This window comes from Nocardia otitidiscaviarum, assembly GCF_007362295.1.
Classification (GTDB): domain Bacteria; phylum Actinomycetota; class Actinomycetes; order Mycobacteriales; family Mycobacteriaceae; genus Nocardia; species Nocardia otitidiscaviarum.
In genome coordinates this window covers 289,425-314,389 of record NZ_CP041695.1, presented here as the reverse complement: position 1 = coordinate 314,389, position 24,965 = coordinate 289,425, and the positions used below count along the sequence as shown (strand labels likewise).

The 24,965-nt window shown below is 71.0% G+C and carries 15 protein-coding genes; 9 read left to right on the top strand and 6 right to left on the bottom strand.

Features of this window, described 5'->3' with window-relative positions:
- Positions 1–22: 22 nt before the first annotated feature.
- Both pcrA and FOH10_RS01100 read right to left on the bottom strand, forming a co-directional pair.
- Positions 23–2,446 (bottom strand): DNA helicase PcrA, encoded by a 2,424-nt coding sequence (gene pcrA, locus FOH10_RS01105; protein ID WP_143979280.1) that lies wholly within the window; start codon positions 2,444–2,446, stop codon positions 23–25.
- Positions 2,447–2,533: 87 nt separating this feature from the next.
- Positions 2,534–3,430 carry a bile acid:sodium symporter family protein gene (locus FOH10_RS01100; RefSeq protein ID WP_039817261.1) on the bottom strand — a complete coding sequence of 299 codons (897 nt, stop codon included), beginning with the start codon at positions 3,428–3,430 and terminating at the stop codon, positions 2,534–2,536.
- 182 nt (positions 3,431–3,612) lie between these two features.
- On the opposite strand from FOH10_RS01100, the gene FOH10_RS01095 reads away from it, so the two are divergent.
- Positions 3,613–4,848: a PucR family transcriptional regulator gene (locus tag FOH10_RS01095; RefSeq protein WP_244961510.1), complete on the top strand. Its 1,236-nt coding sequence runs from the start codon at positions 3,613–3,615 to the stop codon at positions 4,846–4,848.
- 314 nt (positions 4,849–5,162) lie between these two features.
- The gene (locus FOH10_RS01090; RefSeq protein WP_029931136.1) at positions 5,163–5,468 is read left to right on the top strand and encodes a chorismate mutase; all 306 of its coding nucleotides are present in this window, start codon (positions 5,163–5,165) and stop codon (positions 5,466–5,468) included.
- 217 nt (positions 5,469–5,685) lie between these two features.
- Here FOH10_RS01090 and FOH10_RS01085 read toward each other — a convergent pair whose 3' ends face one another.
- Positions 5,686–7,137, bottom strand: a complete 1,452-nt coding sequence (locus tag FOH10_RS01085; protein WP_143979278.1) for an NAD-dependent succinate-semialdehyde dehydrogenase — start codon at positions 7,135–7,137, stop codon at positions 5,686–5,688.
- A 298-nt stretch (positions 7,138–7,435) separates the two neighbouring features.
- Between FOH10_RS01085 and pgi the strand changes: the two genes are divergently transcribed.
- The gene (gene pgi / locus FOH10_RS01080; protein WP_143979277.1) at positions 7,436–9,073 is read left to right on the top strand and encodes a glucose-6-phosphate isomerase; all 1,638 of its coding nucleotides are present in this window, start codon (positions 7,436–7,438) and stop codon (positions 9,071–9,073) included.
- Positions 9,074–9,157: 84 nt separating this feature from the next.
- Here pgi and FOH10_RS01075 read toward each other — a convergent pair whose 3' ends face one another.
- On the bottom strand, positions 9,158–12,079 hold the full coding sequence (locus FOH10_RS01075; RefSeq protein ID WP_186000673.1) for a helix-turn-helix transcriptional regulator: 2,922 nt from the start codon (positions 12,077–12,079) through the stop codon (positions 9,158–9,160).
- Positions 12,080–12,201: 122 nt separating this feature from the next.
- Here FOH10_RS01075 and FOH10_RS01070 point away from each other — a divergent pair, with 122 nt between their 5' ends.
- Both FOH10_RS01070 and FOH10_RS01065 read left to right on the top strand, forming a co-directional pair.
- Complete coding sequence (locus FOH10_RS01070; RefSeq protein ID WP_143979275.1) at positions 12,202–14,967, top strand: helix-turn-helix transcriptional regulator; 2,766 nt, start codon at positions 12,202–12,204, stop codon at positions 14,965–14,967.
- A 24-nt stretch (positions 14,968–14,991) separates the two neighbouring features.
- Positions 14,992–17,700: an ATP-binding protein gene (locus FOH10_RS01065; protein WP_143979274.1), complete on the top strand. Its 2,709-nt coding sequence runs from the start codon at positions 14,992–14,994 to the stop codon at positions 17,698–17,700.
- Positions 17,701–17,932: 232 nt separating this feature from the next.
- On the opposite strand, the gene FOH10_RS01060 is transcribed toward FOH10_RS01065, so the two are convergent.
- Together FOH10_RS01060 and FOH10_RS01055 are read right to left on the bottom strand one after the other, a co-directional pair.
- Entirely contained in the window at positions 17,933–19,072 is a 1,140-nt protein-coding gene (locus FOH10_RS01060; protein ID WP_143979273.1) for an FAD-dependent monooxygenase, read from the bottom strand.
- Between the two features lie 78 nt (positions 19,073–19,150).
- Complete coding sequence (locus FOH10_RS01055) at positions 19,151–20,521, bottom strand: DUF1731 domain-containing protein (protein WP_143979272.1); 1,371 nt, start codon at positions 20,519–20,521, stop codon at positions 19,151–19,153.
- A 339-nt stretch (positions 20,522–20,860) separates the two neighbouring features.
- Between FOH10_RS01055 and FOH10_RS01050 the strand changes: the two genes are divergently transcribed.
- Genes FOH10_RS01050 through FOH10_RS01035 form a run of 4 tightly spaced genes read left to right on the top strand, consistent with a single transcriptional unit; the run spans position 20,861 to position 24,952 of the window.
- Positions 20,861–21,460 carry a chemotaxis protein CheB gene (locus tag FOH10_RS01050; RefSeq protein ID WP_221937913.1) on the top strand — a complete coding sequence of 200 codons (600 nt, stop codon included), beginning with the start codon at positions 20,861–20,863 and terminating at the stop codon, positions 21,458–21,460.
- The gene (locus tag FOH10_RS01045) at positions 21,457–23,277 is read left to right on the top strand and encodes a CheR family methyltransferase (RefSeq protein WP_143979270.1); all 1,821 of its coding nucleotides are present in this window, start codon (positions 21,457–21,459) and stop codon (positions 23,275–23,277) included. Before FOH10_RS01050 ends, FOH10_RS01045 begins: the two co-directional genes overlap by 4 nt.
- Positions 23,274–24,188 carry an ANTAR domain-containing protein gene (locus tag FOH10_RS01040; protein WP_143979269.1) on the top strand — a complete coding sequence of 305 codons (915 nt, stop codon included), beginning with the start codon at positions 23,274–23,276 and terminating at the stop codon, positions 24,186–24,188. Before FOH10_RS01045 ends, FOH10_RS01040 begins: the two co-directional genes overlap by 4 nt.
- Positions 24,185–24,952 (top strand): ANTAR domain-containing protein, encoded by a 768-nt coding sequence (locus FOH10_RS01035; RefSeq protein ID WP_143979268.1) that lies wholly within the window; start codon positions 24,185–24,187, stop codon positions 24,950–24,952. The genes FOH10_RS01040 and FOH10_RS01035 overlap by 4 nt, the downstream gene beginning before the upstream one ends.
- Positions 24,953–24,965: the final 13 nt, after the last annotated feature.

Genomic DNA, 24,965 nt, shown 5'->3' with positions numbered 1-24,965 from the left:
CAAGGGGGCGGCGGGACGAGGGTCAGAGCTTGACGAGGGTGCGGCTGTACTGCGGAATCAGTCTGATCTTGCCCGCGGTGCCGAAATCGATTGTCACCGTGGCCAATGCGCCGAACCCCTCGGCGGCGACCACCCGCCCCAGGCCGTACTTGTCGTCGCTGACCCGGTCCCCCACCGCCAGCACCAGACCGGTGTTGTTGCGTTTTCCGGCGGAGGCGGGAGCCGGACGGCGCTCGCCCCCGCGATCCCGCACGCCGGGCCGGGGTTCGCTCCAGCCGTCGCCCCGTGTCCAATCCCGTTCGAAGCCTTCGTCGTCGCGTCGCCGCCGGAATCCGCTGGACTGTTTCGGCGCGGGTTCCAGGCGACGCCAGTCCAGTAGGTGCTGCGGAATCTCCTGGAGGAAGCGGGATTCGGGATTCGAGACGGGCTGGCCCCAGCCGGAGCGCACCACCGCGCGGGTCAGGTACAGCCGTTTGCGGGCGCGGGTGATGCCCACGTAGGCGAGGCGGCGTTCCTCGGCCAGTTCGGTGGGATCGCCGAGCGCGCGCATATGCGGGAACTGCCCGTCCTCCCAGCCGGTCACGAAGACCACCGGGAATTCCAGCCCCTTGGCGGTGTGCAGGGTCATGAGGGTGACCACCCCGGTGCCCTCGTCGGGAATCTGGTCGGTATCGGCCACCAGCGACACCCGCTCCAGGAAGGCCGCCAGCGACCCGGGTTCGGGTTCGCCCTCGGCGGCCTCGGGCAGGATGCCCTCGGCCCGCGCGGCCTCCACGTTGTTGCGCGCCTCGGAACTGAATTCCCGTGCCACGCTGACCAACTCGTTGAGGTTGTCGAGCCGCGCCCCGTCCTGCGGATCGTCGGACGCCTCCAGTTCGGCGCGGTAGCCGGTGCGGTCGAGCACCGCCTCCACCACACTGCCCACATCCGGGAAGTCCAGATCCTCCTGCGCGCCCGCCGCCCGGATCTGCTCGAGCAGGTCCAGGAAACCCGCGATGGCCCGCTGCGAGCGGGTGTTGAGCAGCGCCACCTTGCCGTCGGCCGCATCGCGCAGCGCCTGGGCGAAACCGATGCCGCGCTGTTCGGCGTGGACGGCCACGCAGGCTTCGGCCCGGTCGCCGATGCCGCGGCGCGGGGTGTTGAGAATGCGCCGCAGGCTCACCGCGTCGTTCGGATTCTCCAGCACCCGCAGGTACGCGACGATGTCGCGCACCTCCTTGCGCTCGTAGAACCGGACGCCGCCGACCACCTTGTAGGGCAGTCCCATGCGGATGAAGATCTCTTCCAGCGCCCGGGAGTTGTTGTTGGTGCGGTAGAACACCGCCACATCGGCGTAGTTGGCATCGCCCTGATCCACCAGCCGGTCGATCTCGCGGGCCACGAAGGACGCCTCGTCGTGCTCGTTGTCGGCGACGTATCCGACGATCAGGTCGCCGTCGCCCCGATCGGTCCACAGCTTCTTCTCGCGCCGGTTCTCGTTGCGGGCGATGACCGCGTTGGCGGCGGCCAGAATATGCTGGGTGGAACGGTAATTCTGTTCCAGCAGAATGGTTTCCGCGTCCGGGAAGTCGCGCTCGAACTCCTCGATATTGCGAATGGTGGCACCGCGGAAGGCGTAGATGGACTGATCGGCGTCACCCACCACGCACAGTTCGCTGGGCGGCACCTCGGAGTCGGCGGCGAGATGATGGCCCACCAGCTCGCGCACCAGGATGTACTGCGCGTGGTTGGTGTCCTGGTATTCGTCGACGAGCACGTGCCGGAACCGCCGCCGGTAGTACTCGGCCACATTCGGGTGCCGCTGCAGCAGCGCCACGGTCTCGCCGATGAGGTCGTCGAAGTCGAGGGCGTTGGCCGCGCGCAGCCGCCGCTGGTACTCGTCGTAGACGCGGGCGACCACGCGCGGGAACTCGGTGTCGTCGGTCTCGGCGTCGGCGGCGGCCTGATCCGGGTCGATGAGCTCGTTCTTGAGGTTGGAGATGGCGGTGGCGAGCAGGCGCGGGGTGTACTTCTTGGCGTCGATGTCGAGATCACGCCCGATCATGGCGAGCAGGCGGCGCGAGTCGTCGGCGTCGTAGATGGAGAAGTTGGAGTTGAGCCCCGGCACCAGTCCGGCCTGGGTGCGCAGGATGCGCACACAGCTGGAGTGGAAGGTCGACACCCACATGCTGGCCGCGCGCGGCCCGACCAGACCGGCCACCCGTTCCCGCATCTCGGCGGCGGCCTTGTTGGTGAAGGTGATGGCGAGGATCTGCCCGGGATGCACGTCCCGCGCGGCGAGCAGGTAGGCGATACGCCGGGTGAGCACCGCGGTTTTGCCCGAGCCCGCACCCGCCACGATCAGCAGGGGCGACCCGGTGTGCATCACCGCGGCGCGCTGTTGCGGGTTCAACCCCTCGAGCAACCGCTCGGTCTTCTGTTCGTCCTCAGCCACCGTCGCGTTCATCGTCTGTCCACGCTACCGGCGGGCACCGACACCACGACATCCCGCTGGCCCAGGTGTCCGAATAATGCCGGTAGCGTGCGCGTCCGCTCAGGTGGCGGCGCGGACCTCCGAGCCCGCGTCCGCCCCGGCCCGCGCGCTCCGGCGGGCGAGCAGCCAGGCCGCCACCGCCGCCGGGCCGAACATGACGATCCCGTACATCGCCCCGGGGATCGCCATGGTCTCGTCCTCCAGCACCGAGACCGCCACGGCGATGGCGAGTGTCGCGTTGTGGATGCCGATTTCCATTGCGGAGGCGATGGATTGGCGCGCGTCCACCCGGAACAGGCGTGGCACGAAGTAGCCGATGAGCAGGCTCAGGATCGACAGCAGCAGGGTGATCGCGCCGAGCCGGCCGATATTGTCGGTGAAAGTGCCGAACTCGCTGATCGCCGCGACCACGATGACCAGCACCAGCACCACGATCGACGTGATCTTGACCGGTCGGCGCATGCGCTCGGCCCAGGCGGTGAAGCGGCGACGCACCACCATGCCGATGGCGACCGGGATCAGCACGATGGCGATCACCTGGAGGAACTTGTCCGGTTGCAGCCCGATGCCGCTGTCGTCGTCGAGGAAGGCCGCCAGCGACAGCGTCACCACCACCGGCATGGTGAACACCGCCAGCACGGAATTGATGGCGGTGAGGGTGATGTTCAACGCCACGTCGCCGCCGGCCACATGGCTGAACAGATTCGCCGAGGTGCCGCCGGGCGAGGCGGCCAGCAGCATCATGCCCACCGCGAGCGCGCCGGTGAGCCCGAACAGGTACACCATCCCCAGGCACAGCAGGGGCAGCACCACGATCTGGCAGACCAGGGCGATGGCGGCGGCCTTCGGATAGCGCAGCACCCGGGCGAAGTCGTCGACGGTCAGGGTGAGACCGAGACCGAACATGACCAGGGCGAGAGCGAGCGGTAGGAATACCGCGAAAATCGAGGATCCCAAGGGTATCTCCTGACAACAGCATGTCCCGGCCGACCGGATGGCACCGGGATACGCCGAATACTGACGGATGCGCGCCCGCCGCGAACTGTGTTTTCCGACGAAGAACCCCGCCCGTATTGTGCCCGGCGACAACCGCGCCGTGGGACAGTGGGCGAACACGGCAACGAGACCGAGGGGTGCGCTTGAACAGGCAACCGGTAGCCGATCCCGTGATCATCGACGGCAGGCCGCTGGCCGACCAGCTGGCGCAGCGCACGCACGCCATCGTGACCGCGACCGTCGAGCACGTCCGCGGGCAGGTGGCGTTCTACCGCACGCTGCCGCCCGAGGTGATCCGCCGCGACGTCACCGCGATCGTGCGGCGCAATCTCGAACTCTTCGTCACGACGCTGCACGAGAACCGCGATCCGGAGCCGCACGAACTGCTCTCCATCGAGCAGTCCGCCCGGCGGCGGGCCGAGGAACGGGTGCCGCTCACCGATGTGATCAGCGCCTACCACCTCGGGGTGCAGCTGTGGTGGCGGACCATCGCCGAATTGGCCGGGCCGGACGACGCCGACGCGCTCGCGCGGGCGGGCGTGCTGCTGCAACGGCACCTGCAATCGGCGACCCGGGCGGTACTGGCCGGGTACGGCGCGGATCAGGCCCCGATTCCACCGCAGGACCACGACCGCCGCCGTCTCTACCGGGCGCTCACCTCGGGTGAGGACGTGGCCGAGGCGGCGCGGTCGGTGGGCCGCACGCTCGCGCCGCGGTACTGGGTGGTGGCGCTGCGGGTGGCCGCGCATCCCGACGAGCGGGTCGAGGGCATCGACGCGACGGTGGCCTCCCGGCGCAAACTGCGGCGGCTGGAGTACGCGCTGGACCGGCTCGGTCGCGGCGAGACACTGCACATGGTCACCGAGCAGGGCGGCGGCGCGCTGGTTCCGGCCCCGGAGGTCGATCCGGAATCGCGGTTCGAGGAGTTCGCCGCGCACCTGGCCGAGCTGGGTCGAGATATCGGGGCCGAGACCGTGTGCGCGGTGGATTCTGCTGTACCGCAGGACATTCCGGAGGTCCACCGGGAGGTGGACGAGCTGCTGAGGGTGGCGCTGCGCTATCACCGGCGCTCGGGTGTGGTGCGTTTCGCCGATCTGGCGGTGGAATACCAGCTCACCCGCCCCACCCGGGTATCGCGGATCAATGCCGCCGCCCTCGCGCCGCTCGCCGGTGATCCGAGCCTGCGGCTGACGCTGGAGACCTACCTGGCCCACGATTCGAGCACCACGGCGACCGCGGCGGCGCTGCACGTGCACTCGAATACCGTGCTCTACCGCTTGCGCAAGATCACCGAGCTGACCGGTCTGGACACCACCAAGACCCGGGATCTGCTGCGCATGGCGGCGGCGTTGGCCGCCGCGCCGCGGGAGTCGCCGTGACCGCCGTCGATCGCAGTCATCCGGGAGACCGAGGGGTCCGAATACTGCGAGTGGAGCGAACATCCGGAGGATCGGCGTGCGGAGGAAACTCTCAGGAGATTCCAAACGTATTCGTTTTGCATGACCCCTAGCCCGTGGCAGACTGGCCAGGTGACCAGCGCTCCACGAAGACCAGTTACCTGAGCGCGCCCATTCGGGGGACAATGTAAGACCGACCAGGTCGGCTTTCCACGTTGCAAGTCATGGTGAAGAACCGATCGGTAACGCTGCGGGTCTGCCCGCCGATCGACGTTCTGACCACGAGGAGAAGAAGTATGAGCATCTCGACGACGGGACAAGACAAGCCTGCGACCGGCTCCGACTCCGCGCTGCCCACCGAGGCGGAGATCGACAAGCTCCGCAAGGAGATCGACAAACTCGACGCCGAGATCCTGGCGGCCGTCAAACGCCGCACCGAAGTGTCCCGCCTCATCGGCCGCACACGCATGGCAAACGGCGGTCCCAAGCTGGTGCATTCGCGCGAGATGAAGGTGCTCGAGCGCTTCAGCGAACTCGGCCAGGAAGGCCACACCCTCGCCATGCTCCTGCTCCGCCTCGGCCGCGGCCGCCTCGGGCACTGAAATTTTGGCCTCCGCTCCGGTCAGTCCAGAACCGGGACGCGCCGCGAATCGGGAGGGTCGAGGTCAGGGGCCTGATGGCTGGAGTTGAGTGCTGGTGAGCGGTAGGTAAGACTTCGCGGCGTTCGACGAGCTCCGGGTTCGACGGGCTCCGCGTTCCCCAGGCCGCCCCGGGTGACTATTCACCCCGGGGCGGTCGGTTTTTTCTGTGCGCGGCTGGCTACGGGAGAGCGATGTACTTGGTGTCGAGGTATTCCTCGATGCCTTCGAAGCCGCCCTCGCGGCCGAAGCCGGATTGTTTGACGCCGCCGAAGGGGGCGGCCGGATCGGAGATGACGCCGCGGTTGACGCCGACCATGCCGGTCTGCAGGCCCTCGGCGATGCGGAGGGCGCGGTCCAGGTCGCGGGTGTAGACGTAGGCGACCAAGCCGTATTCGGTGTCGTTGGCGGCGGCGAGGCCCTGCTCCTCGGTGTCGAAGCCGACGATGGGGGCGACGGGGCCGAAGACCTCCTCGCTCAGGATGCGGGCGTGGGCGGGGACGTCGGTGAGGACGGTGGCCGGGTAGAACCAGCCGGGACCGCCGGGGGCCTTGCCGCCCAGCGCCACGGTCGCTCCGGCCGCGACGGCGTCGTCGACGAGTTCGGTGACCGTGGTCAACTGGTCCTCGTTGATGAGCGGGCCGAGGGTGGTCGCGTCGTCGGTGCCGGGTCCCAGTTTGGCCTCGGCCATGGCGGCGACCAGTTTCTCGGTGAACTCGCGCCGCACCGAGTTCTGCACGTGGAAGCGGTTGGCCGCGGTGCACGCCTCGCCGCCGTTGCGCAGCTTGGCCAGCAGCGCCCCCTGCACGGCGGCGTCGATATCGGCATCGTCGAACACCACGAAGGGCGCGTTGCCGCCCAGTTCCATGGAGGTGCGCAGCAGGCCGTGCGCGGAGGACGCCACCAGCTTCTTGCCCACCGAGGTGGAGCCGGTGAAGGTGAGCTTGCGCAGGCGCGGATCCTCCAGCAGCGGCGCGGTCAGGGCGCTGGAGCGGCTGGTGGTGAGGACCGACAGCACGCCCTCGGGCAATCCGGCCTCGGCGCACAGCTTGGCCAGCAGCAGCATGGTGAGCGGGGTCTCACCCGCCGGTTTCACGATCATGGTGCAGCCCGCCGCCAGTGCGGGACCGATCTTGCGGGTCCCCATGGCGAGGGGGAAGTTCCACGGCGTGATGGCCAGGCACGGCCCGACCGGCTGCTTGTGCACCATGATGCGGCCGGTACCGGACGGAGCGGTCTGGTAGCGCCCGTGCACGCGCGCTGCCTCCTCGCTGAACCACCGGAAGAACTCGGCCCCGTACTTGACCTCGTTGCGGGACTCCGGCAGCGCTTTGCCCATCTCCAGGGTCATGAGCAGCGCGAACTCCTCGGCCCGCGCGGTAATGGCCTCGAACACCGACCGCAGGATCTCCCCGCGCTGCCGGGCGGGCGTCGCGGCCCAGTCGGCCTGCGCCGCCACCGCGGCGTCCAGCGCGCGGACCCCGTCTTCGGGCGTGGCATCGGCGATCTCGACGAGGACCTCACCGGTGGCGGGATTACGCACCGGAAAGGTGCCGCCACCGGTGGCGTCCACCGGTCCGCCGATCCAGAGCTGAGTGGGAACGGATTGCAGTAGTTCGCTTTCGGACACCATGTCCCCAGCCTAGGAGCAGGCCACCGTGACCCGCCCCCAATTCACGAGACACCGTGTCCTCGCCACCTCGCCGTCCCGACATGCCGCCTCGCTCCCACCCTCGCCGCTCCGACCGCCCCCGACCCCTTCACGGCCCCAGGGTGGCACCCCGTAGGTTCGCGGCGCGTCCCGGTTCTGGACTGACCGGAGCGGAGGAGCGAAGCGGGGGAGCGGAGGGAGGGAAGAACCGGGACTTCCAGCGCCGTGAACCCGCCCGGAGCGCAGCGGAGGGCAAGAAATTTCAGTAGTGTCGGCGGACGTGAGCAGCGACATCACCGCGACGGCGGCCTGGCGGAAACTGCACGATCATCATGCGGCCCTGGCCGACCGTCACCTTCGTGAGTTCTTCGCCGACGATCCGGAGCGCGGGCGTGAGCTGATCGTGCGGGTCGCGGACCTGCACATCGACTACTCCAAGCACCGCGTGACCCGCGAAACCGTGGACCTGCTGGTCGAATTGGCGCATACCGCCGACGTGGAGCGCCACCGCGACGCCATGTTCGCCGGGCAGCACATCAACACCTCCGAGGACCGCGCGGTCGGCCACTGGGCACTGCGCGCACCGGCCGGGCGGCGCGCCGAGATCGACGGCGCCGACGCCACCGCCGAGGTGCACGAAGTGCTCGGGCGCATGGGCGAATTCACCGATGCGCTGCGTTCGGGGCAGTGGCGCGGCGCGACCGGTGAGCGCATCGACACGGTGGTGAACATCGGCATCGGCGGCTCGGATCTGGGTCCGGCCATGGTGTACCGCGCGCTGCGGCATTACGCGGATGCCGGAATCTCGGCCCGGTTCGTCTCCAATGTCGACCCCGCCGATCTGGTGTCCACGCTCGCGGGCCTGAACCCGGCGACCACGCTGTTCATCGTGGCGTCCAAGACCTTCTCGACGCTGGAGACCCTCACCAACGCCACCGCCGCCCGCCGCTGGCTGACGGCCGCGCTCGGCGACGACGCGGTGGCCAAGCATTTCGTGGCGGTGTCCACGCACGCCCAGCGGGTGGCGGAGTTCGGCATCGACACCGCGAACATGTTCGGCTTCTGGGATTGGGTCGGCGGCCGCTATTCGGTGGATTCGGCCATCGGCCTGTCGATCATGGCGGTGATCGGCAAGGAGCGCTTCGCGGAGTTCCTGGACGGCATGCACCGGGTGGACGAACACTTCCGCACCGCGCCGCTGGGGCAGAACGCACCGGTGCTGCTGGGCCTGCTCGGCGTCTGGTACTCGAACTTCTTCGGCGCGCAGTCGCGGGCGGTGCTGCCGTATTCCAATGACCTGGCCCGCTTTCCGGCGTATCTGCAACAGTTGACCATGGAGTCGAACGGCAAGTCCGTGCGCGCGGACGGCACGCCGGTGACCACCTCCACCGGTGAGATCTTCTGGGGTGAGCCCGGCACCAACGGCCAGCACGCGTTCTACCAGCTGCTGCATCAGGGCACCCGGCTGGTGCCCGCCGATTTCATCGGATTCGCCCGTCCCACCGATGATCTGGCGACCATGGACGGCACCGGCAGCATGCACGACATCCTGATGTCGAATCTGTTCGCCCAGACCAAGGTGCTGGCCTTCGGCAAGACCGCCGCCGAGATCGCCGCCGAGGGCACCGACCCGAACCTGGTGCCGCACAAGGTGATGCCCGGCAACCGACCCACCACCACCATTCTCGCCCCGGTGCTGACCCCCTCCGTGCTGGGCCAGCTCATCGCCCTCTACGAGCACCAGGTGTTCACCGAGGGCGCGATCTGGGGCATCGACAGCTTCGACCAGTGGGGTGTGGAACTCGGCAAACAACAGGCCCTGGCCCTCGAACCCCTCCTCACCGCGGCGGAAGACCCCGAGCCCGGCGCGGATTCCTCCACCGACGCCCTGATCGCCTGGTACCGCGCCAACCGCTGACGGCGCCCGCCGGTCCGCACCGGCCGTGTCGTCGCGCGTACACGCTCCGGGCAGCGCGCCTCCGGGGCTCGCCGCCCGTCCGGCTCACTCCGACCAGGCGGTGCGCAGTGTCGCGCGGTCGTCCACGCCGAGCTTCCGGCAGGCCGCGTCCAGGTGGTGCCCGACGGTTCGCACGCTGCGGAACACCTTGGCGGCGATATCCCGTTCCGTGAGTCCGGCGGCGGCCAAGCGCACCACCTGTAGTTCGAATGTGGTCAGCGGCTCCCCTGGCACGCGGTGTGCCTCGGCGACGCGGTGCTCCTCGGTGCGCCGGTCCGCGGCGACGCGGTGCTCCTCGGTACACCGGTCCTCGGCGACGCGGTAGACATCGACGACGCGGAGCTCCCCGGGCGGCCGAGACTCTCGCGGCGCGCCGGTCTCGCCCCCCTGTTCCACCAGCCCACGCAACTCCGCGCGGGCTCGATCCGCCCACGGCACCGCCCCGAGCCGCTCGAATGTCTCCAGTGCTTCCGCCAGCGCGGCCCGCGCCTGGGCCTCCCTGCCTTCCCTGCGCAGCCATTCCCCGTAGAGCAGCCCGGTGCGCGCATGGTCGTACCAGCGCTGCGCCGCCGCGTGCAGCCCGAGCGCCTTGCCGAACAGCTCCCCGTCACCGCTCAGCAGCCCCCGGCACCGCAGGGCGATCCCCTCCGCCCACGGCTTGTCCAGGGCCGCCGCCCAGGTGTCGATCTCGGACATGGCGGCGCTGGCCCGATCGGGTCGCCGTGCCCGCACTGCCGCCTCGATCAGGTCCGCGAGCAGGTCGGTCCAGTGCCCGCGCGCCTGCTTCGGCTGCTCGTACAGTTCCCGCAGCCGGTCGAGCGCCTGCCGGTAGCGCCCGTAGCCGAGATCCAGCAGCGCCAGCGCCCAGTGCCCGTGGGTGACATCGATGGCGTTGAAGTCGCCGGGCTCGTGCCGCAGTGTGCGCCCCGCCAGCTCCCGGCACCGCGCCTCGTCGCCGCGCACGGCCGCGATCATGGCGAGCAGCGCCTCCGCCGTCGCCACCCGCCCCGGCTGCCCGGTGTCGGCGGCGACCCGGAGGCTGTGGGCGGCAATGATTTCCGCCTCCCGGAATCGGCCCAGGATGAGTTCCGCATTGGCCAGGACGCAGCCCACCGACGGGCACCAGGTGATCATGCCGCGCTCACACACCAGCCCGGCCAGTTCGGTGAGCTGTTCCCGCGCGACCTCCATATCCCCGATGAGCGCCGACTGCGCCGCGAACGCGTGCCGCAGCGAGATCATCTCCAGCGGCACCGTCCGCCCGAAGGCCACGTTCGCCCGGATCAGCGCGATCCCGCCGACCGGGTCGCCGGTCTGCATGACCATCGGTCCTCGCAGCGCGGACAGCAGCGGCTCCCGCATGGGCCCGAGGGCCAGCTCCGCCAGCCGGTGGTACGCCGTCCGGAAATCCGCGAGATCGCCTGCGGTCCACGCGATCCGGCCCGCATCGATGAGCAGCCACGCGGCCCGTTGCGGGTCGAGGTCGGCGACGTGTTCGGCGGCGTCGAGCATGATCTGATAGGCCCGGTGCGGTGACCCGACCTCGAATTCGATCGTCGCCCGGACGCCGAGTATCCGCGCCCGCTCCCCCGGTGCGAGGCAGAGCTGTTCGGCCGTGTCGGCGAGCCGCAGGGCCTGGTCGGCGCATCCGGCCGCGAGTGCGGTCTCCACGGCGCGGGTGAGCCTGCGGCCCCGCACGACGAGATCGGGCGTGAGCCGGGCGGCCGCTTCGAGGGCGCTGACGGCGCTGGCGTGCGCGGTGTGCGCGCACGCGTAGTCGGCGGCGGCCTCCAGTGCGGCGGCGACGGTTTCGTCCGGTGTGGTGCGGGCGTGGGCCAGCTGCCAGGCGTGGCGTACCGGATCGTGGCCGAGTTCGGCGGCGAGGGCGAGGTGCACCGCCGTCCGGTCGGCCGCATCCGCCGCCCGGTAGGCGGCCGTGCGCTGGAGCGGATGCCGGAAGGTCACGGCCTGCCCGGATCGGTGCAGCAGGCCGGTGTCCGCCGCGGCGGTGAGCGCGTCCCCGGTGTAGCCGAGGCGATCCAGGACCCGGGCGACCAGCTCGAGATCGCCGGTCTCCTCCGCGGCGACGACCAGCAGCGCGGTGCGCACGGCCGCGGGGTATCCGGCGATGCGATCCGCGTAGCCCGCGCACAACCGCCGCGTCAGCTCCTCCGCATCGCCTACCTCGGCAGCAGTGTGCGATGAACCTCCGCCCATCCGATCCGCACGCGACAGCCCTCCGCTCGCCGCATCCCCCCGCGGCAACACGTCCCCCCGCACCGGCCCGTCGGCGGCCATGGCGGGAAATTCCGAGGCCGCCAAGGGGTTCCCGGCAGCGGCCCGCAACACCCGGTCGCGCGCGTCCGGGGTGAGATCCGGGAAGCGGTGTGCGAGGAGAGCGGCGGCGGACTCGTGGTCCAGCGGTGCGAGCCGGAGTTCGGGCAATCCGTCGGCGCGGAGTTGGGTATCTCCGGCGAAGAGCAGGGCCAGGTGTTCGGCATCGAGGCGGCGGGCGGCGAACAGCAGGGCGTCCAGGCTGGGGCGGTCCAGCAGGTGGGCGTCGTCGATCAGGCACAGTACCGGAGCGGGCGCGGCGAGTTCGGCCAGCAGCGAGAGCACGGCCAAGCCGACGCAGAAGCGGTCGGCAGTGTCGCAGACCAGTTGGCCGAGTGCGGTATCCAGGGCGAGGCGCTGCGGTGCCGGTAGTGCGTCCAGAGCGTTGTCGGCATCCTCCCCCACAGCCCCCAGCAACCGGCGCAGGCCCGCGAAGGGCAGGTCGGAGCCGTTCTCGATACCGGTGCAGCGCAGCACCCGCCAGCCCGCGGCGGCGTCCTCGACCGCGTCCAGCAGCGCGGTTTTGCCCAAGCCCGGGTCGGCGATCACGGTCAGCACACGACCGTGGCCCGCCCGTGCGTCGTCGAGCAGGTTGTGGATGTGCTGTATTTCTTTGACACGACCGAACAGCACATGCGACAACCTATGTCCCGGACCGGGAATCAGCAAATGGTGAACGTTCTGATTTCGCTCCGTGCGCGCAGGTCGGCCGCACATACCGAAACGGTCGGTCGGTCCAAAGAGAATGACCGATTATGACCGCGCGAACACTCGACCCACCGACTCCCGACTCGCCGCGTCCCGCGGCGCCGTCCCTGGTCGGCCGCACCGCGGAAATACACCGCATCGCGGCCCTCACCGCGGCTGCCGCCGCGGGTCGCGGTGGTGGACTCGCCGTGCTCGGCGATCCGGGCACGGGCAAGTCGGCGCTGCTCGAGTACGCGGCAGCGGCGGCCCCCGACTCGGTGCTGGTACTGCGCTGCACCGGAGTCGAGAGCGAGTCCGAATTGCCGTTCGCCGGGCTGCAATTGCTCCTCCAACCGTTCCTGCACCGGCTCGATGCCCTCGCCGAACCACATCGCGGCATCCTGCGCCGGGCCTTCGGCCTGAGCGCCGCCGCGTCGAATCCCTCGAACGACCGCATCGCGGTCGGCCTGGCCACCCTGGAACTGCTGGCCGAGATCGCCGCCGAGCAGCCGCTGCTGTGCCTGATCGACGATGCGTGGTGGCTGGACTGCCCCTCGGTGGACGCCCTGCACTTCGCCGCGAATCGGCTCGATGCCGAGGCGGTGGCGCTGATCTTCGCGGCGCGACCGGAGTACCGCACCGCGCTGCCGGTAGTGCGATTGGGCCCGCTCGACACCGCGCACTCCCGAACCCTGTTGGATGAGCGGTTTCCGCAGCTCGCCCCCGACCTGCGCGACCGGGTGCTCGCCGAGGCGGCCGGAATCCCGCTGGCCATCCTGGAATTGCCGCGCATGGATCTCGACGCACTGCCGGTGGAGCCCCTGCCGCTGCCCGAACGGCTCTATGCGGGTTACTGCGAACATATTGCGGCTCAGCATGACTCGACGCGGCTGGCACTCCTGGTGGTGGCGGCCGACGAGACCGGGTGCGTCACCGTGGTGCGACGCGCCCTGCGCCGGCTCGGGCTGAGCGATGACGCACTGGTGGCAGCCGAGCACTCCTGCATGGTCGTCGTCTCCGGCACCCGCGTGACCTTCCGGCATCCGCTCAAGCGCTCCGCCGCCTACCGGTTGGCTCCGTTCACCAGTCGCCAGACCGTGCACGCGGCGCTGGCCGGGGTACTGGCCGACGATCCGGACCGCAGGGCCTGGCATCTGGCCGCCGCGACCGCCGCACCGGACGAAACCGTCGCCGCCGCAGTGGAAGCCGCAGCGCTGCGGGCCGCCGACCGCAGCGCCCACGGTGCCGCCGCCACCGCCTTCGAACGCGCGGCGCGACTCACGCCCGATCCGGTGCACGGTGCCCGCCGCCTGATTCGTGCCATGGCGGCACTGGTGGAGGCGGGACGGCCCGAGCATGCGCTCGTGGTCGCCGACCGGCTGGACCCCGCGGTGCTGGATGCGTCGCGTCGGACCCGCCTGCACGAACTGCGCGCACAGATCGCCGTCGAATCCGATTCGCTCGGCACGGCCTACGATCTGTTCCGCGCAGCCGCGGCGGAATCCGCTGTCGCGCAGCCCTATCGGGCCGGTCTGCTGCTGCTCGACGCCGCGCGCGCCGCCTGGGTCGCCGGTGATCTGCCGGGCCTGCTCCGCGCCCGCGAGCACCTGGCCGACCTGGCCCTCGGCACCTCCGCCGCACCGCTGCTGGCCGCCGTGGAGGGTCCGATCCAGCTGGCGACCGGCGCCCAGTCCGCCGGTGTCGCGCTCATTCGCGCCGCCACGAGAACCGGGCGGTCGGCACCGGATCCCACCGCGCGGTTCACGCTGGCCCTGCTGGCCACCCTCGCCTCCGATATCGAGCAGGCGCACGCGCTGCTGACCGATCTGGCCGCCGAGTACAGCACGCTCGGCATGGCCGGGCGGCTGCCCGCGGTGCATGGCGCGCTGGGCACGATCCAGCTGCTGCTCGGTCGTTTTCGTGATGCCGAGGCCACCTGCCTGGAGGCGGCCCGGTTGGCCGACTGCACGGGCACGCCGAGCCGGGCGCGCCAGGCCCGGTCCATCCTGGCCGTCCTGGCCGCGGTGCGCGGCGACGCCGATCGCTGCCGGGAGCTGGCCGACCCGCAGCCGCGGCACCCGCGCCGCGCGGTGAACACCATCGACGCCGCGCACACCGAATGGGCACTGCTGCACCTGGATCTGGCACAGGGCCGCTACGAGGCGGCGGTAGCGCGGGGTGAGGCGCTGGCCAACAGCCCGCACCGGCCGCTGGCCCAGTGGCCGCACCTGCTCGCGGACCGGGTGGAGGCTGCCGTGCGCCAGCGACAGCCGGAGCGGGCCGCCGAACCGCTCGCGGCACTCGTCGAATTCGCCGCCGCGACCGAGAATCCGTGGGTGCGGGGCCTGGCGCTGCGCTGCGGCGCGCTGGTGGACGGCGACGCCGACCGGTACGAGGAAGCGCTGCGCCTGCACGCCAAGGCACAGCGCGGGTTCGACCACGCGCGCACCGCACTGCTGTACGGCGAATGGCTGCGGCGGGAGCGCCGGGTGCGGGAGGCGCGCACCCGGCTGTCGACGGCGCTGGCGGACTTCGAACGGCTGGGCGCGCGGCCCTGGGCGGAGCGGGCACGGGCCGAGTCGCGGGCGGCAGGCGGGGCCGAGCCCACCGATACCGCAGCGCCCGCGCCGAATGATCATCGCGTGGGACTGCTCACTCCGCAGGAACTCCAGGTGGTTCGCCTGGCAGCTCTCGGCGCGACCAACAACGAGATCGGCGCACGCCTGTTTCTCAGCCCCAAAACCGTTGGGCACCACCTCTATCGGGCCTTTCCGAAGCTCGGGGTGCGCAGTCGCGTCGAACTGGCGCGACTGCTGGCCGACGAACCCTGGTGAGCCGTCGCCGGGCGGAGGAGTGAATTGCGGCCCGATCGCCCGAGCGGCAAAGTGCTGGTAATGCTCTACGGCCGCGCGACCGAACAACATCGCATCCGGACCCTGCTCTCGGACGCCCGCGCGGGGCGCAGCGGGGCGCTGGCGGTGCTCGCCGGTCCCGGCGAGGGCAAATCCGCACTGCTGCGCCGGGCCGCCGAACTCACCGATCCGAGTTGGCGGATCCTGCGCTGCACCGGTATCGAGACCGTGGCCGAACTCCCCTTCACCGCCCTGCGGCAGTTGCTGGAACCCGCGCTGCCCCACCTGGATGTACTGCCGGAGCCGCAGCGGGAGGCGCTGAGCTGCGCGCTGGGACTGCGGCCGCTGGCGAATCCGGAACGGTTCCTGGTGGGCCTGGCGACGCTGTCGCTGCTGACGGAACTGGCCACCGACGCCCCCGTGCTGTGCCTGATCGACGACGCGCAGTGGCTGGACCAGTCGTCGCTGGACGCCCTGTTGTTCACGGCCCGCAGACTGGGCACGGAGAGCGTCGTGCTGCTGTTCGCGGGTCGAGCGCCGTTCCGCGCGCCGGGGCTCGAGCGCCTGTGTCCGGCCCCGCTGAATTCCGAACAGGCGCGAACGCTGCTGGCGGACCACTTCCCGATGCTGCCGGTCGAGGTGCGTGACCGGGTGCTCGCGGAGGCGGCGGGCAACCCGCTGGCACTGCTGGAGCTGCCGGGCATGAATCCCGGGCTGTCGCAGGTGGGTCCGCTGGCGCTCAGCGATCGGCTGCTGGCCGGATATCAGCAGCACATCGCGGCCTTGCCGGAGGCGGCGCGGCGGGCCCTGCTGGTGGCCGCCGCCGACGACGCCGGTGAGCTGGCCACGGTGCTGCGGGTGCTGGCCGCGCTCGGGGCCGGTCCCGATGCGCTCGCGGCGGCGGAGCGCGGCGGCCTCGTCGATATCTCGGGGCAGCGCGTGCTGTTCCGACATCCGATCATGCGGGCCGCGGCGTACCGCAGCGCGCCCGCCGACGCGCGGCGCGCGGTGCATGCGGCACTCGCCACGGCGCTCGCCGACGATCCGGACCGGCAAGCCTGGCACCTGGCCGAGGCTGCTCGAGAGCCGAACGAAACCGTCGCGGCCGCACTGGAATCGGCCGCAGTGCGGGCGCGGGATCGCTGTGGGCACGGGGCGGCGGCCAGCACGTGGGAGCGCGCCGCACAGCTGTCACCGGCTCCGCGCGAACGCGCCCGGCGTCTGGTCGAAGCCTTGGAGAACGCGGCCAGCGCCGGACGGTTCGACAGCGCCGAACGGCTGGCCGACGAGCTCGCACCGCTGCCCGCCGATCCGGTGTGGCGCGCCCGGATCGCCAGGGTCCGGGCGTACACGGCGATCGAGCGCGGCGCACCGGAGCGGGCGTATCGACTGCTGCGCGCGGGAGCGGCGGCCGTGGCGGCGACCGACCCCGAGCGTGCGGCGGTACTCCTCCTCGAGGCCGGTCGATGCGCCTGGGCCGCAGCCGATCTGGGCGCGCTGCGGGAGGCGCGCGACCAGCTGCGGGAGCTGCCGCCGAGCCCGGACCGCGACCGCTTCCTGCTCGCCTACGACGGCGCGCTGGGTCTGTACGCCGACGATCCGACCGATGGCATCGCGCTGTTGCGCCGCAACCGGGCCACCGCATCCGAGCTGCGGCAGCGGGATCCGGTGGTGCGCCTGGTGCTGTCGACGCAGGCGATTGTGCTCGGCGATACCGACGCCACCCGCGACCTGCTCACCGAACTCGCCGAGGACTGCCGCGCCCAGGGTGCGGCGGGCTGGCTGGCCACCGTCGAATCACGCGTGGCCCAGGTGGAATTCATGGCCGGGCGGTTTCGCGAGGCGGAGCTGCTGGCCACCGAGGCCGCCCAGCTCGGCGACCATGCCGACCAGCCGGTGCGCGGCACCCACGCGGCCGCGGCACTGGCGCTGACCGCCGCCGCGATGGGCGATGCCGCACGCTGCCTGGAGCTGGTCGAGAGGTACCGGCAGGGGCCGCCCATCGCCGCCATGCACCGCACCCAATTCGATTGGGCGGTGGCGGTACTGGATATGGCTCGCGGAGACTTCGAATCCGCACTGGACCGGATGGAGGCCCTGGACCGCACCCCGATGAATCGGCACGGCCAGTGGTTGTCCGTCTACGCCGACCGCATCGAGGCCGCGGTGCGCACCGGCCGGCCGGAGCGGGCCCGGGAACCGCTGGACGCCCTGCGGATCTGGGCCGCGGCACTGGATGCCCCGTGGGCACAGGCGCTGCTGCTGCGCGGGCGGGCGGTACTGACGGGCGACCCGGATGCCTACACCCGAGCCTTGGACCTGCATACCGCCGCGGGCCGCTGGTTCGATCGGGCCCGCACCGGGCTGCTGTACGGCGAATGGCTGCGCCACCAGCACCGCCTCGCCGCCGCGCGCACCGAATTGCACACGGCCGCTGACTCCTTCGACCGGGTGGGCGCGAACTCCTGGGCGGAGCGGGCACGCGCGGAGCTGCGTGCCGCGGGTGCGGTGGCGGCCACCGGCCGCGAATCCGTCGCGGCTTTGACACCGCAGGAATTGCAGGTGGCGCGGCTCGCCGCGACCGGAGGCACCAATCGGGAGATCGCGACCCGCCTGTTCCTGAGCCCGAAGACGGTGGGACATCATCTGTCGCGGGTCTTCCGCAAGCTCGGGGTCGCCAATCGAGTGGAACTGGCCCGCCTGGAGCTGAATTGAGCCCGTGACGGTCCGGACGGAGCCCGTGGTGACGAGGCGGACGTCGAGTTCGGGGGAGGCCGCCTCGCCACACCGGCCGTCCACGACCGGTGACGGTCGCGGACGGATCGGCGGTGCAGCGAGGGATGCCGTACCGCCGATCACCAGACTAGGAAGACGGCGGTCGCGCCGGTATCGGGCGAATGCCCTAATCGGCTGCGGCGGCAACCGCCCACAGCGGAGTCGGCGGCGCTCAGCGGGGTGGATGCCAGTCGAGCGTGGGCGCCAGTGAGTTCAGCATCACCCGGCCCGGGAGCAGCCGCAGTGCCAGATTCCGGGCCGCGACGGCCGGGCGCGAATGCCGGTGCGCGAGTACGCCCATGAGATGGGAGCGCTCCGCGATGCCCTGCACGCGGGGACGCCGCGCGCGGTCGTAGGCGGCGAGTGCGGCGGCGGTCTCCTGGTGTGCGTCGAGCGCGGCCGCCAGCGTGAGGGCGTCCTCCAGAGCCTGATTCGCGCCCTGGCCCAGATTCGGTGTCATGGCGTGCGCCGCATCGCCGAGCAGCGCGATCCGGCCGTTGGCGAAGCTGTCCAGATGCGGCAGTTCGAGAATGTCGTGCCGCAGCACCGCCGACTCGGTGGCGGCCGCCAACAGTTCGGGAATGGGGTCGTGCCAGGAACCGAAGCGACGTCGCAGCTCCGCCAGCTCACCCTCGTCGCCGCGCTGTCCGGCCGGAACACTCGCGGCGGCATAGAGATAGACCCGACCGTCCGGCAGCGGCGCGAGCCCGATCCGTTGGCCGCGCCCCCAGGTCTCCCCGCCGGAGCGCACCGGCCGCGGCGGGGAGACAACCAGCCGCCACGCCGTGTATCCGACGTAGCGGGGGCGCGGCGCGTCGGGCCACAGTCGCGTGCGGATCGGGCTGTGCAGACCGTCGGCGGCGATCACCAGATCGGCCCGCGCGGTACCGCGCCGGTGCACCACCTCCACCTTGGCTCCGACCGTGCGCACCTCCTCCACCTCGGTGTCCACGTGCAGGGCGCGATCGGGGACGGCGGCCCGCAGGCTGTCCACCAGATCCGCCCGGTGCAGGACGACGAGGGGACCGAAGCGGCGTTCGAACTCGCGGGTGTCGGTGCGCGACAGCCAGCGGCCCGAGGGGGTGCGGATGCCCGCCGTGGTCTCCGCCAGGGCACGCGCCCGGACGACAGCGCCGAGCCCGAGGGCGTCCAGGGCGCGCAGACCGTTGGGGCAGATCGAGATTCCCGCACCGACCGCACCGAAGTCACGGGCCTTCTCCAGCACCGCGACCTCCCACCCGCGCAGCCCCAGCGCGCGGGCCGCCGCCAGTCCCCCGATACCGCCACCGACGACGATGGCTTCCCTGCCCATTGCGACTCCCTCCGACGAACACACCAACGCTAGGGACGGGTGTGCCGTGGCGCTATCGGGCGATCGCCCGTATCCGGTTCAGCCCGGCAGGATTTCGGCCAGGGCTTCGTCGAGCGTCGGATAGCGGAAGCGGAATCCGGCCTGCCGCAGCACCTCCGAGGTGGCATGGCGGCCGGTGAGCCCGAGGGCCGCGTCGGTGCGCAGCACCACCGCGCCGATCCGCAGTACGGCCGCCGGCGTGGGCGGTGCGGGCGGCCGGTGCAGGCGACGCCGCAGCGCGGCCATGAGTTCCCGGTTGCGCACCGGAAAATCGGTGGCGGCCACCAGGATTCCGCCGGGCAGCGTGACCTCCGGGGTCATTCCGAGGGCGGCCCGGACGATGGCCAGCCAGTCCTCGCGGTGGATCCAGCTGAACCACTGCTCGCCGCTGCCGACCCGGCCGCCCAGCCCCGCCTTGGTCAGCGCCGCCAGCCCGCGCACGGCGGGGGCATCGGGATCCAACACGATGGAGGTGCGCAGAATCGTCCGGTGTTCGGCCGCGGCCCCGTCGAAGGCCCGCTCCCACGGTTCGGCGACGCCCGTCATCTGCGGCAGGCCGACCGGCAGCGGCGTGCGTTCGGTGCAGCGGGTCTCCCCCGCGTCCGACCAGATGGCCGTGGTGCTGGCCTGCACCCAGTGGTCGAGCGGCCGGTCCAGGGTTTTCGACGCCGCGACCAGTGCGGCCGTGGAATCCACCCGGCTGTCGCGCAGTACGGCGATATTCCGTTCGGTCGGACGGCAGTCCACCAGCTTGCCCGCCAGGTTCACCAGCGCGGTCCGCCCCGGACCGCGCAGCGCCGCGACCCACTCGCCCTGGCTGCGGCCATCCCACTCCACCTGGGTGAACGGCGAGCTCGCGTCCGCGCGCCGGGTGAGTACGGTCACCCGCTGCCCCCGGCACACCAGATCCGTGGCCAGGCTCCGGCCCAGCGCACCGCTGCCCCCGGCGATCACCACCGTGAGCGCGTCCGCGGCGGGTTCCAGTCCGGCGGCCCGAGCCAGTCGCGCGAACCCGACGCGGGCGTCGGCCTCCAGCAGACCGCCGACCACCGTCCGCGCCACCGCCGCCGACGCGCCGACGAAGGTGATCCGCTGCCCGACCACCGTCCCGCCGGTGCGTGGTGTGAGCGTCCACTCCACCCGCATGGTCCCGGCGGGTTCGGGCTGCTCGAGCACCAGGCGTCGGCCCGGCACCACCGTGGTGATCGTGAACGGATCGGCGAAGCGTTTGTGCACCGCCTCGTAGACCGGCCCTCGCGGCAGGTACCCACCTGTCACACCCACCTCGGGCGGCCCCGCCAGCGTCACCGACGTGACCGCCGGATTCCACCGCGGCCACTGCCTCGGGTCCCCCACCACTTCCCAGAGCCGTTCCGCCGGAAGTGCGATGAACTGCGTGTACTCACCCATCGAACGCCGTCCTAACCCCGCGCTGCCGCGCTCCCCGTCGAGCGCGTACCCCCAATCTATTGCCGCCCGCGCGGTCGACACAGCACCAACGGTCCGTGCTCTTCCTCACCCGGCGAACCGCCCACTCGGTATCGCCGGAGTTCCTTCGGAATCGATTGTTGCGCAGTATGATTCGTAGCTGTCGGATACCGCTACAGAAAGTGGTATCACATGTGTCGCACTCCACCCGCCCACCGTTCCCCGTCCGTGCTCGACACCGCCGCGGTCACTGCCCGTCGCTGCCCCGCTGAGGTCTTTGTGCCCTGGTCGGCGCGACAGCCCGACGGGCACGATCGGATCGTGGACACCGCAGCGCCCTCCACCTCGAACTTCGACGTGGTGGCCGTCGCCGCATCCGCGGGCGGCCCCGCCGCGCTGATCCATGTCGTCGGCAGTCTGCCCGCCGACCTGCCGGTCCCGGTGCTGCTGGTGCAGCATCTCGACCCGCGCCACCCCACCCTGCTCGCCGATATTCTCACCCGTAGGTCTCGGCTACCGGTTCGGCTGGTGTGCGGCGGCGAGCGAATCGAGCCGGGCACGGTGTACCTGGCGCCGCCCGCCCATCACATGCGGGTGGGGCCGTGCGGTCAGTTACTGCTGTCCGACGAGGAGCCGGTGCATTTCGTGCGCCCCTCCGCGGATGTGCTCTTCGAATCCGTCGCCGACCATTACGGGCCCCGGGCCATCGCCTGCGTATTGACCGGTTCGGGCAACGACGGCGCGGCGGGAGCCAAGGAGGTCAGAAACCGCGGCGGCACCGTCATCGTCGAGGACCCGAACGAAGCACGCTTCGACGGCATGCCCACGGCGGCTATCGCCGCGGGCGCGGCCGATCTCGTGCTGCCGCTCGGCGATATCCCCGCTGCCATCCGACGGCTCGTCGAGGTGAGGCCCGAGTGAGCGGAGCGCTCGAGGAATTGCTGGCCTTCCTGCGCGAATCCCGCGGCTTCGACGTCGACCGGTACCGGCGGTCCGCGCTGGTCCGCCGTATCGACACCCGGCTGCGGGCCGTCGGCGTCGAGGATTACGCCGACTACCTGGACCTGCTGGAGAGCAGCGCCGAGGAGTTCACGCGGCTGTTCGATGCCGTCCTCGGCAAGGCGACCAGCTGTTTCCGCCACCCGCGGGCATGGCAGTACCTGCGTTCCGACGTCATTCCGGAACTGCTCGCCGCCCGAGAGCCCGGCGAGGAACTGCGGGTGTGGAGCGCGGGCTGTTCCAGCGGCCAGGAGGCGTACTCGCTGGCGATCACCTTCGCGGAGGCGATCGGCATCGAGCAGTGCGTCGAACGAGTCAAGATCTACGGGACCGACGTGGACGAGGCGGCGTTGCTCGCGGCGCGGGCCGGCACCTACGGCGGGCGCGCGCTGGCCTCGCTCTCGACCGAGCTGCGCGAACGCTACTTCGACCGTTCCGGTGCGGACTACGTCTTCCGGCCCGACCTGCGCCGCCGCGTGATCTTCGGTCGGCACGACATCACCCGCGACGCCCCCATCTCCCGCCTCGACCTGCTGGTCTGCCGCAACGTCCTGCTGTACTTCCCCGCGGAGACGCAATCGCAGATTCTGGACCGCTTCAGCTTCGCGGTGTGGGAGGGGGGTTATCTGTTTCTGGGCAAGGCCGAGAGCCTGCGCGCCGACGACCACCGGTTCGAGCCGGTGCAGGTCCGACACCAGATGTATCGGCGGCGAACCGACGACACCGTTTCGGTGCTCGCGGCGATCACACCGCGGCTGGGCACCGTGCCGCCCGAGCAGGAGCAGGCGGAGCGCCGAGCGCGTTTCAGCGCACTCGCGCTGGAGTACGCGCCGTTCCCGGCGCTCGCGGTCGATGCGGCCGGTGTGATCGTGGTGGCCAACGGCAGGATGCGCGAGCGGTTCGACATCAACCGGGTCGAAGGGCGGCCGCTCAACGAGCTGGAAATCGCCTACCGTCCCGCCGACCTGCAGCCGCTCATCGCGCGTGCGGTGAGCGAGCGCCACGCCGTCCGGGTCGCCGTGACCGGAACCGACCTCAGGACGGCAACGCCGCGATGCTGGGAGGTGCGGGTCGAACCACTGTGGGCCGACGACGGCTCCACGCTCGGCGTGCTCGTCACGTTCACCGACACGACTCGCACCACCCGACTGGGGCACGACCTCGAGGACAAGCAGGCGGAGCTCGAGCGCATCTCCTACGAATTGCGGTCCACGAACGAGGAGCTGGAGACCACCAACGAGGAACTGCAGTCCAGCATCGAGGAGTTGGAGACCACCAACGAGGAACTGCGGTCCACGAACGAGGAATTGGAGACCATCAACGAGGAATTGCAGTCCGGCAACGAGGAACTCGAAACCATGAACGAGGAACTGCGGATCCGCACCGCGGAGCTGGACGAGGCCAGGAAGTTCCTGGAGGGTGTGCTGGCCAGCGTCGAAGCCGGAATCGTGGTGTTGGACAGCAAGTTACGGATCCATAGCTGGAACCGAGGCGCGGAGCGGCTGTGTGGCCTGCGAGCGGACGAGGTCTACCAGCGGCCCTTCGCCGACCTGGACTGTGGATTGCCGGTATCGCGGTTGCGGGGCACCATCGAATCATGTCTCGAATCGGCGAGTTCGTCCGGGCCGATCGAACTGGAGGCGACCGATCCGCTCGGCCGCCCGATCGTGTGCACGGTGAGCTGTACACCGCTGAACGGCAGCCTTGACGGGCTGGTGCTGTTGATGGAAGCAGTATGAACATGCCCTCGCATCCGGAGACGCCGGACGAGATCCGGCAGGAGTGGCACGAATTCGCCACCGACCTACGACGGGCCGCCCGCGCCACGGAGCTGGCCGAGAAATACGAGCGCGAAGCCGACCGCCCACCGGAGACCATGCGGCCGTTCCGGGAGCGGATGGCCGCCCTGCACCGGCGCATGGCGGCGCGGCACTTCGCCAGCGCGCGGCTGCACCGCTTGCACGCCATGCGGCTGCAACGCTGGCACGACGCCGAACACGCCGGGCTGCGGCCGGTGTTCCTGGCCGCGGCCGCCGCCCGGCTGCGCATGGACGACGTATCCGTCGCACTGTTCGACCACGATCACCATGAGCTTCTCGTCGCGACCTCCGGCCCCACCGCGCGCGCCGCGCACGATATCGAATTGACGTTCGGCGAGGGCCCGGCCCGGGACGCCCTGTACAGCCCGACCCCGCTCCTGGTCGCGGCGGGCGGCATGGCGCGGCGCTGGCCACACTACGGCCCCGCCGTCGCCGCCCTGGGCGTGCGCGCGGTCATGGCAACGCCCCTGCCGACGCCGATCGGACGCTACGGGACGCTGTGTGGTTTCACGGTCGACTCGACCGCGGACCCGTCGACGGCGGCGGTCGACCAGATCGCGGACGCGATCGCCCTGAACATCGGCCTCACCGTCTGGGAGGCGGGCATCCCCCTGAACGACGCCGACCCCGCCGAGCCGGATCCGCTCACCGCGGTCAATCTCGCCGTCGGCATGATCGCCGCGCAATACGGCTGCTCGGCGGACGCCGCGCTGTCGGTATTGCGGGCGCAGGCGTACGCGGAGGATCGCACGGTTACCGACCTCGCGCGCCACCTGGTCGGCGACGCGGCGGAACGACCCGGTACCGACTCGATGAGCGACGACCGATGACGAACGCCCTCACCAGCGGCATGACCGCCCTCACCGCCCTGTTGCTCACGGCCGAGGACATCGACGCGGTGCTGAACGAAACCGCCGAGACCGTGGCCACCATGCTGCCCCTCGCGACTGACCGCTCGCCGCCGGTATCGGTCAATCATGCCGCGGCGGAGGGGCTCTCGGCGGGCGCACAGAATCTGCGGCTGGGGCCCGGCCGTGGAATGCCGGTTCCGTGGTTGGAACCCGAATACCCGGACCGACCGGAATCGGTGGTGGAGACGACGGCGGCCACCGGACCGGCACACCCCTATCTGCGGTACCTGCTGTCCCTGGGGGTCACGGCGGTGTCCGTGTGCCGACTGCCCACCGACGGCGAACCGGATGCCATCCTGGCGGTGCACACCACTCGGCCCGCGGGCTTCGACCCGCCCACGGTGCACGCGATCTCCGAGACCGCCCGGCATCTGCGGGTGCTGCTGCCGGTGGCGATCGCCAGCTCCCGACAGGCCCGGCTGGCCGAACAGCTGTACGGCGCCCTGGCCTCACGGTCCACGATCGACCTGGCACTGGGAATCATCATGGGGCAGCGGCACTGTAGCCGGGACACCGCTTTCACCCTGCTGCGCGAGCATTCCCAGCGCACCAACCGCAAGGTCGCCGAACTCGCCGCCGAGGTGGTCGCAAAGGTCGGCGGAGAATCGCCCCGCGCACCGCATTTCGACCCGCCGGCCCGGCGCAAAACCACCGGCGATCGGCAGCGGCACAGCCGCGCCTAGGGGCGCTCCCCCC

Excerpts from the sequence above, each read along its gene's own strand:
- pcrA (WP_143979280.1), bottom strand. The coding sequence starts at position 2,446 with ATGAACGCGACGGTGGCTGAGGACGAACAGAAGACCGAGCGGTTGCTC.
- FOH10_RS01090 (WP_029931136.1), top strand. The coding sequence starts at position 5,163 with ATGAGCATCTCGACGACGGGACAAGACAAGCCTGCGACCGGCTCCGAC.
- FOH10_RS01085 (WP_143979278.1), bottom strand. The coding sequence starts at position 7,137 with ATGGTGTCCGAAAGCGAACTACTGCAATCCGTTCCCACTCAGCTCTGG.
- FOH10_RS01070 (WP_143979275.1), top strand. The coding sequence starts at position 12,202 with ATGACCGCGCGAACACTCGACCCACCGACTCCCGACTCGCCGCGTCCC.
- FOH10_RS01060 (WP_143979273.1), bottom strand. The coding sequence starts at position 19,072 with ATGGGCAGGGAAGCCATCGTCGTCGGTGGCGGTATCGGGGGACTGGCG.
- FOH10_RS01055 (WP_143979272.1), bottom strand. The coding sequence starts at position 20,521 with ATGGGTGAGTACACGCAGTTCATCGCACTTCCGGCGGAACGGCTCTGG.
- FOH10_RS01040 (WP_143979269.1), top strand. The coding sequence starts at position 23,274 with ATGAACATGCCCTCGCATCCGGAGACGCCGGACGAGATCCGGCAGGAG.
- FOH10_RS01035 (WP_143979268.1), top strand. The coding sequence starts at position 24,185 with ATGACGAACGCCCTCACCAGCGGCATGACCGCCCTCACCGCCCTGTTG.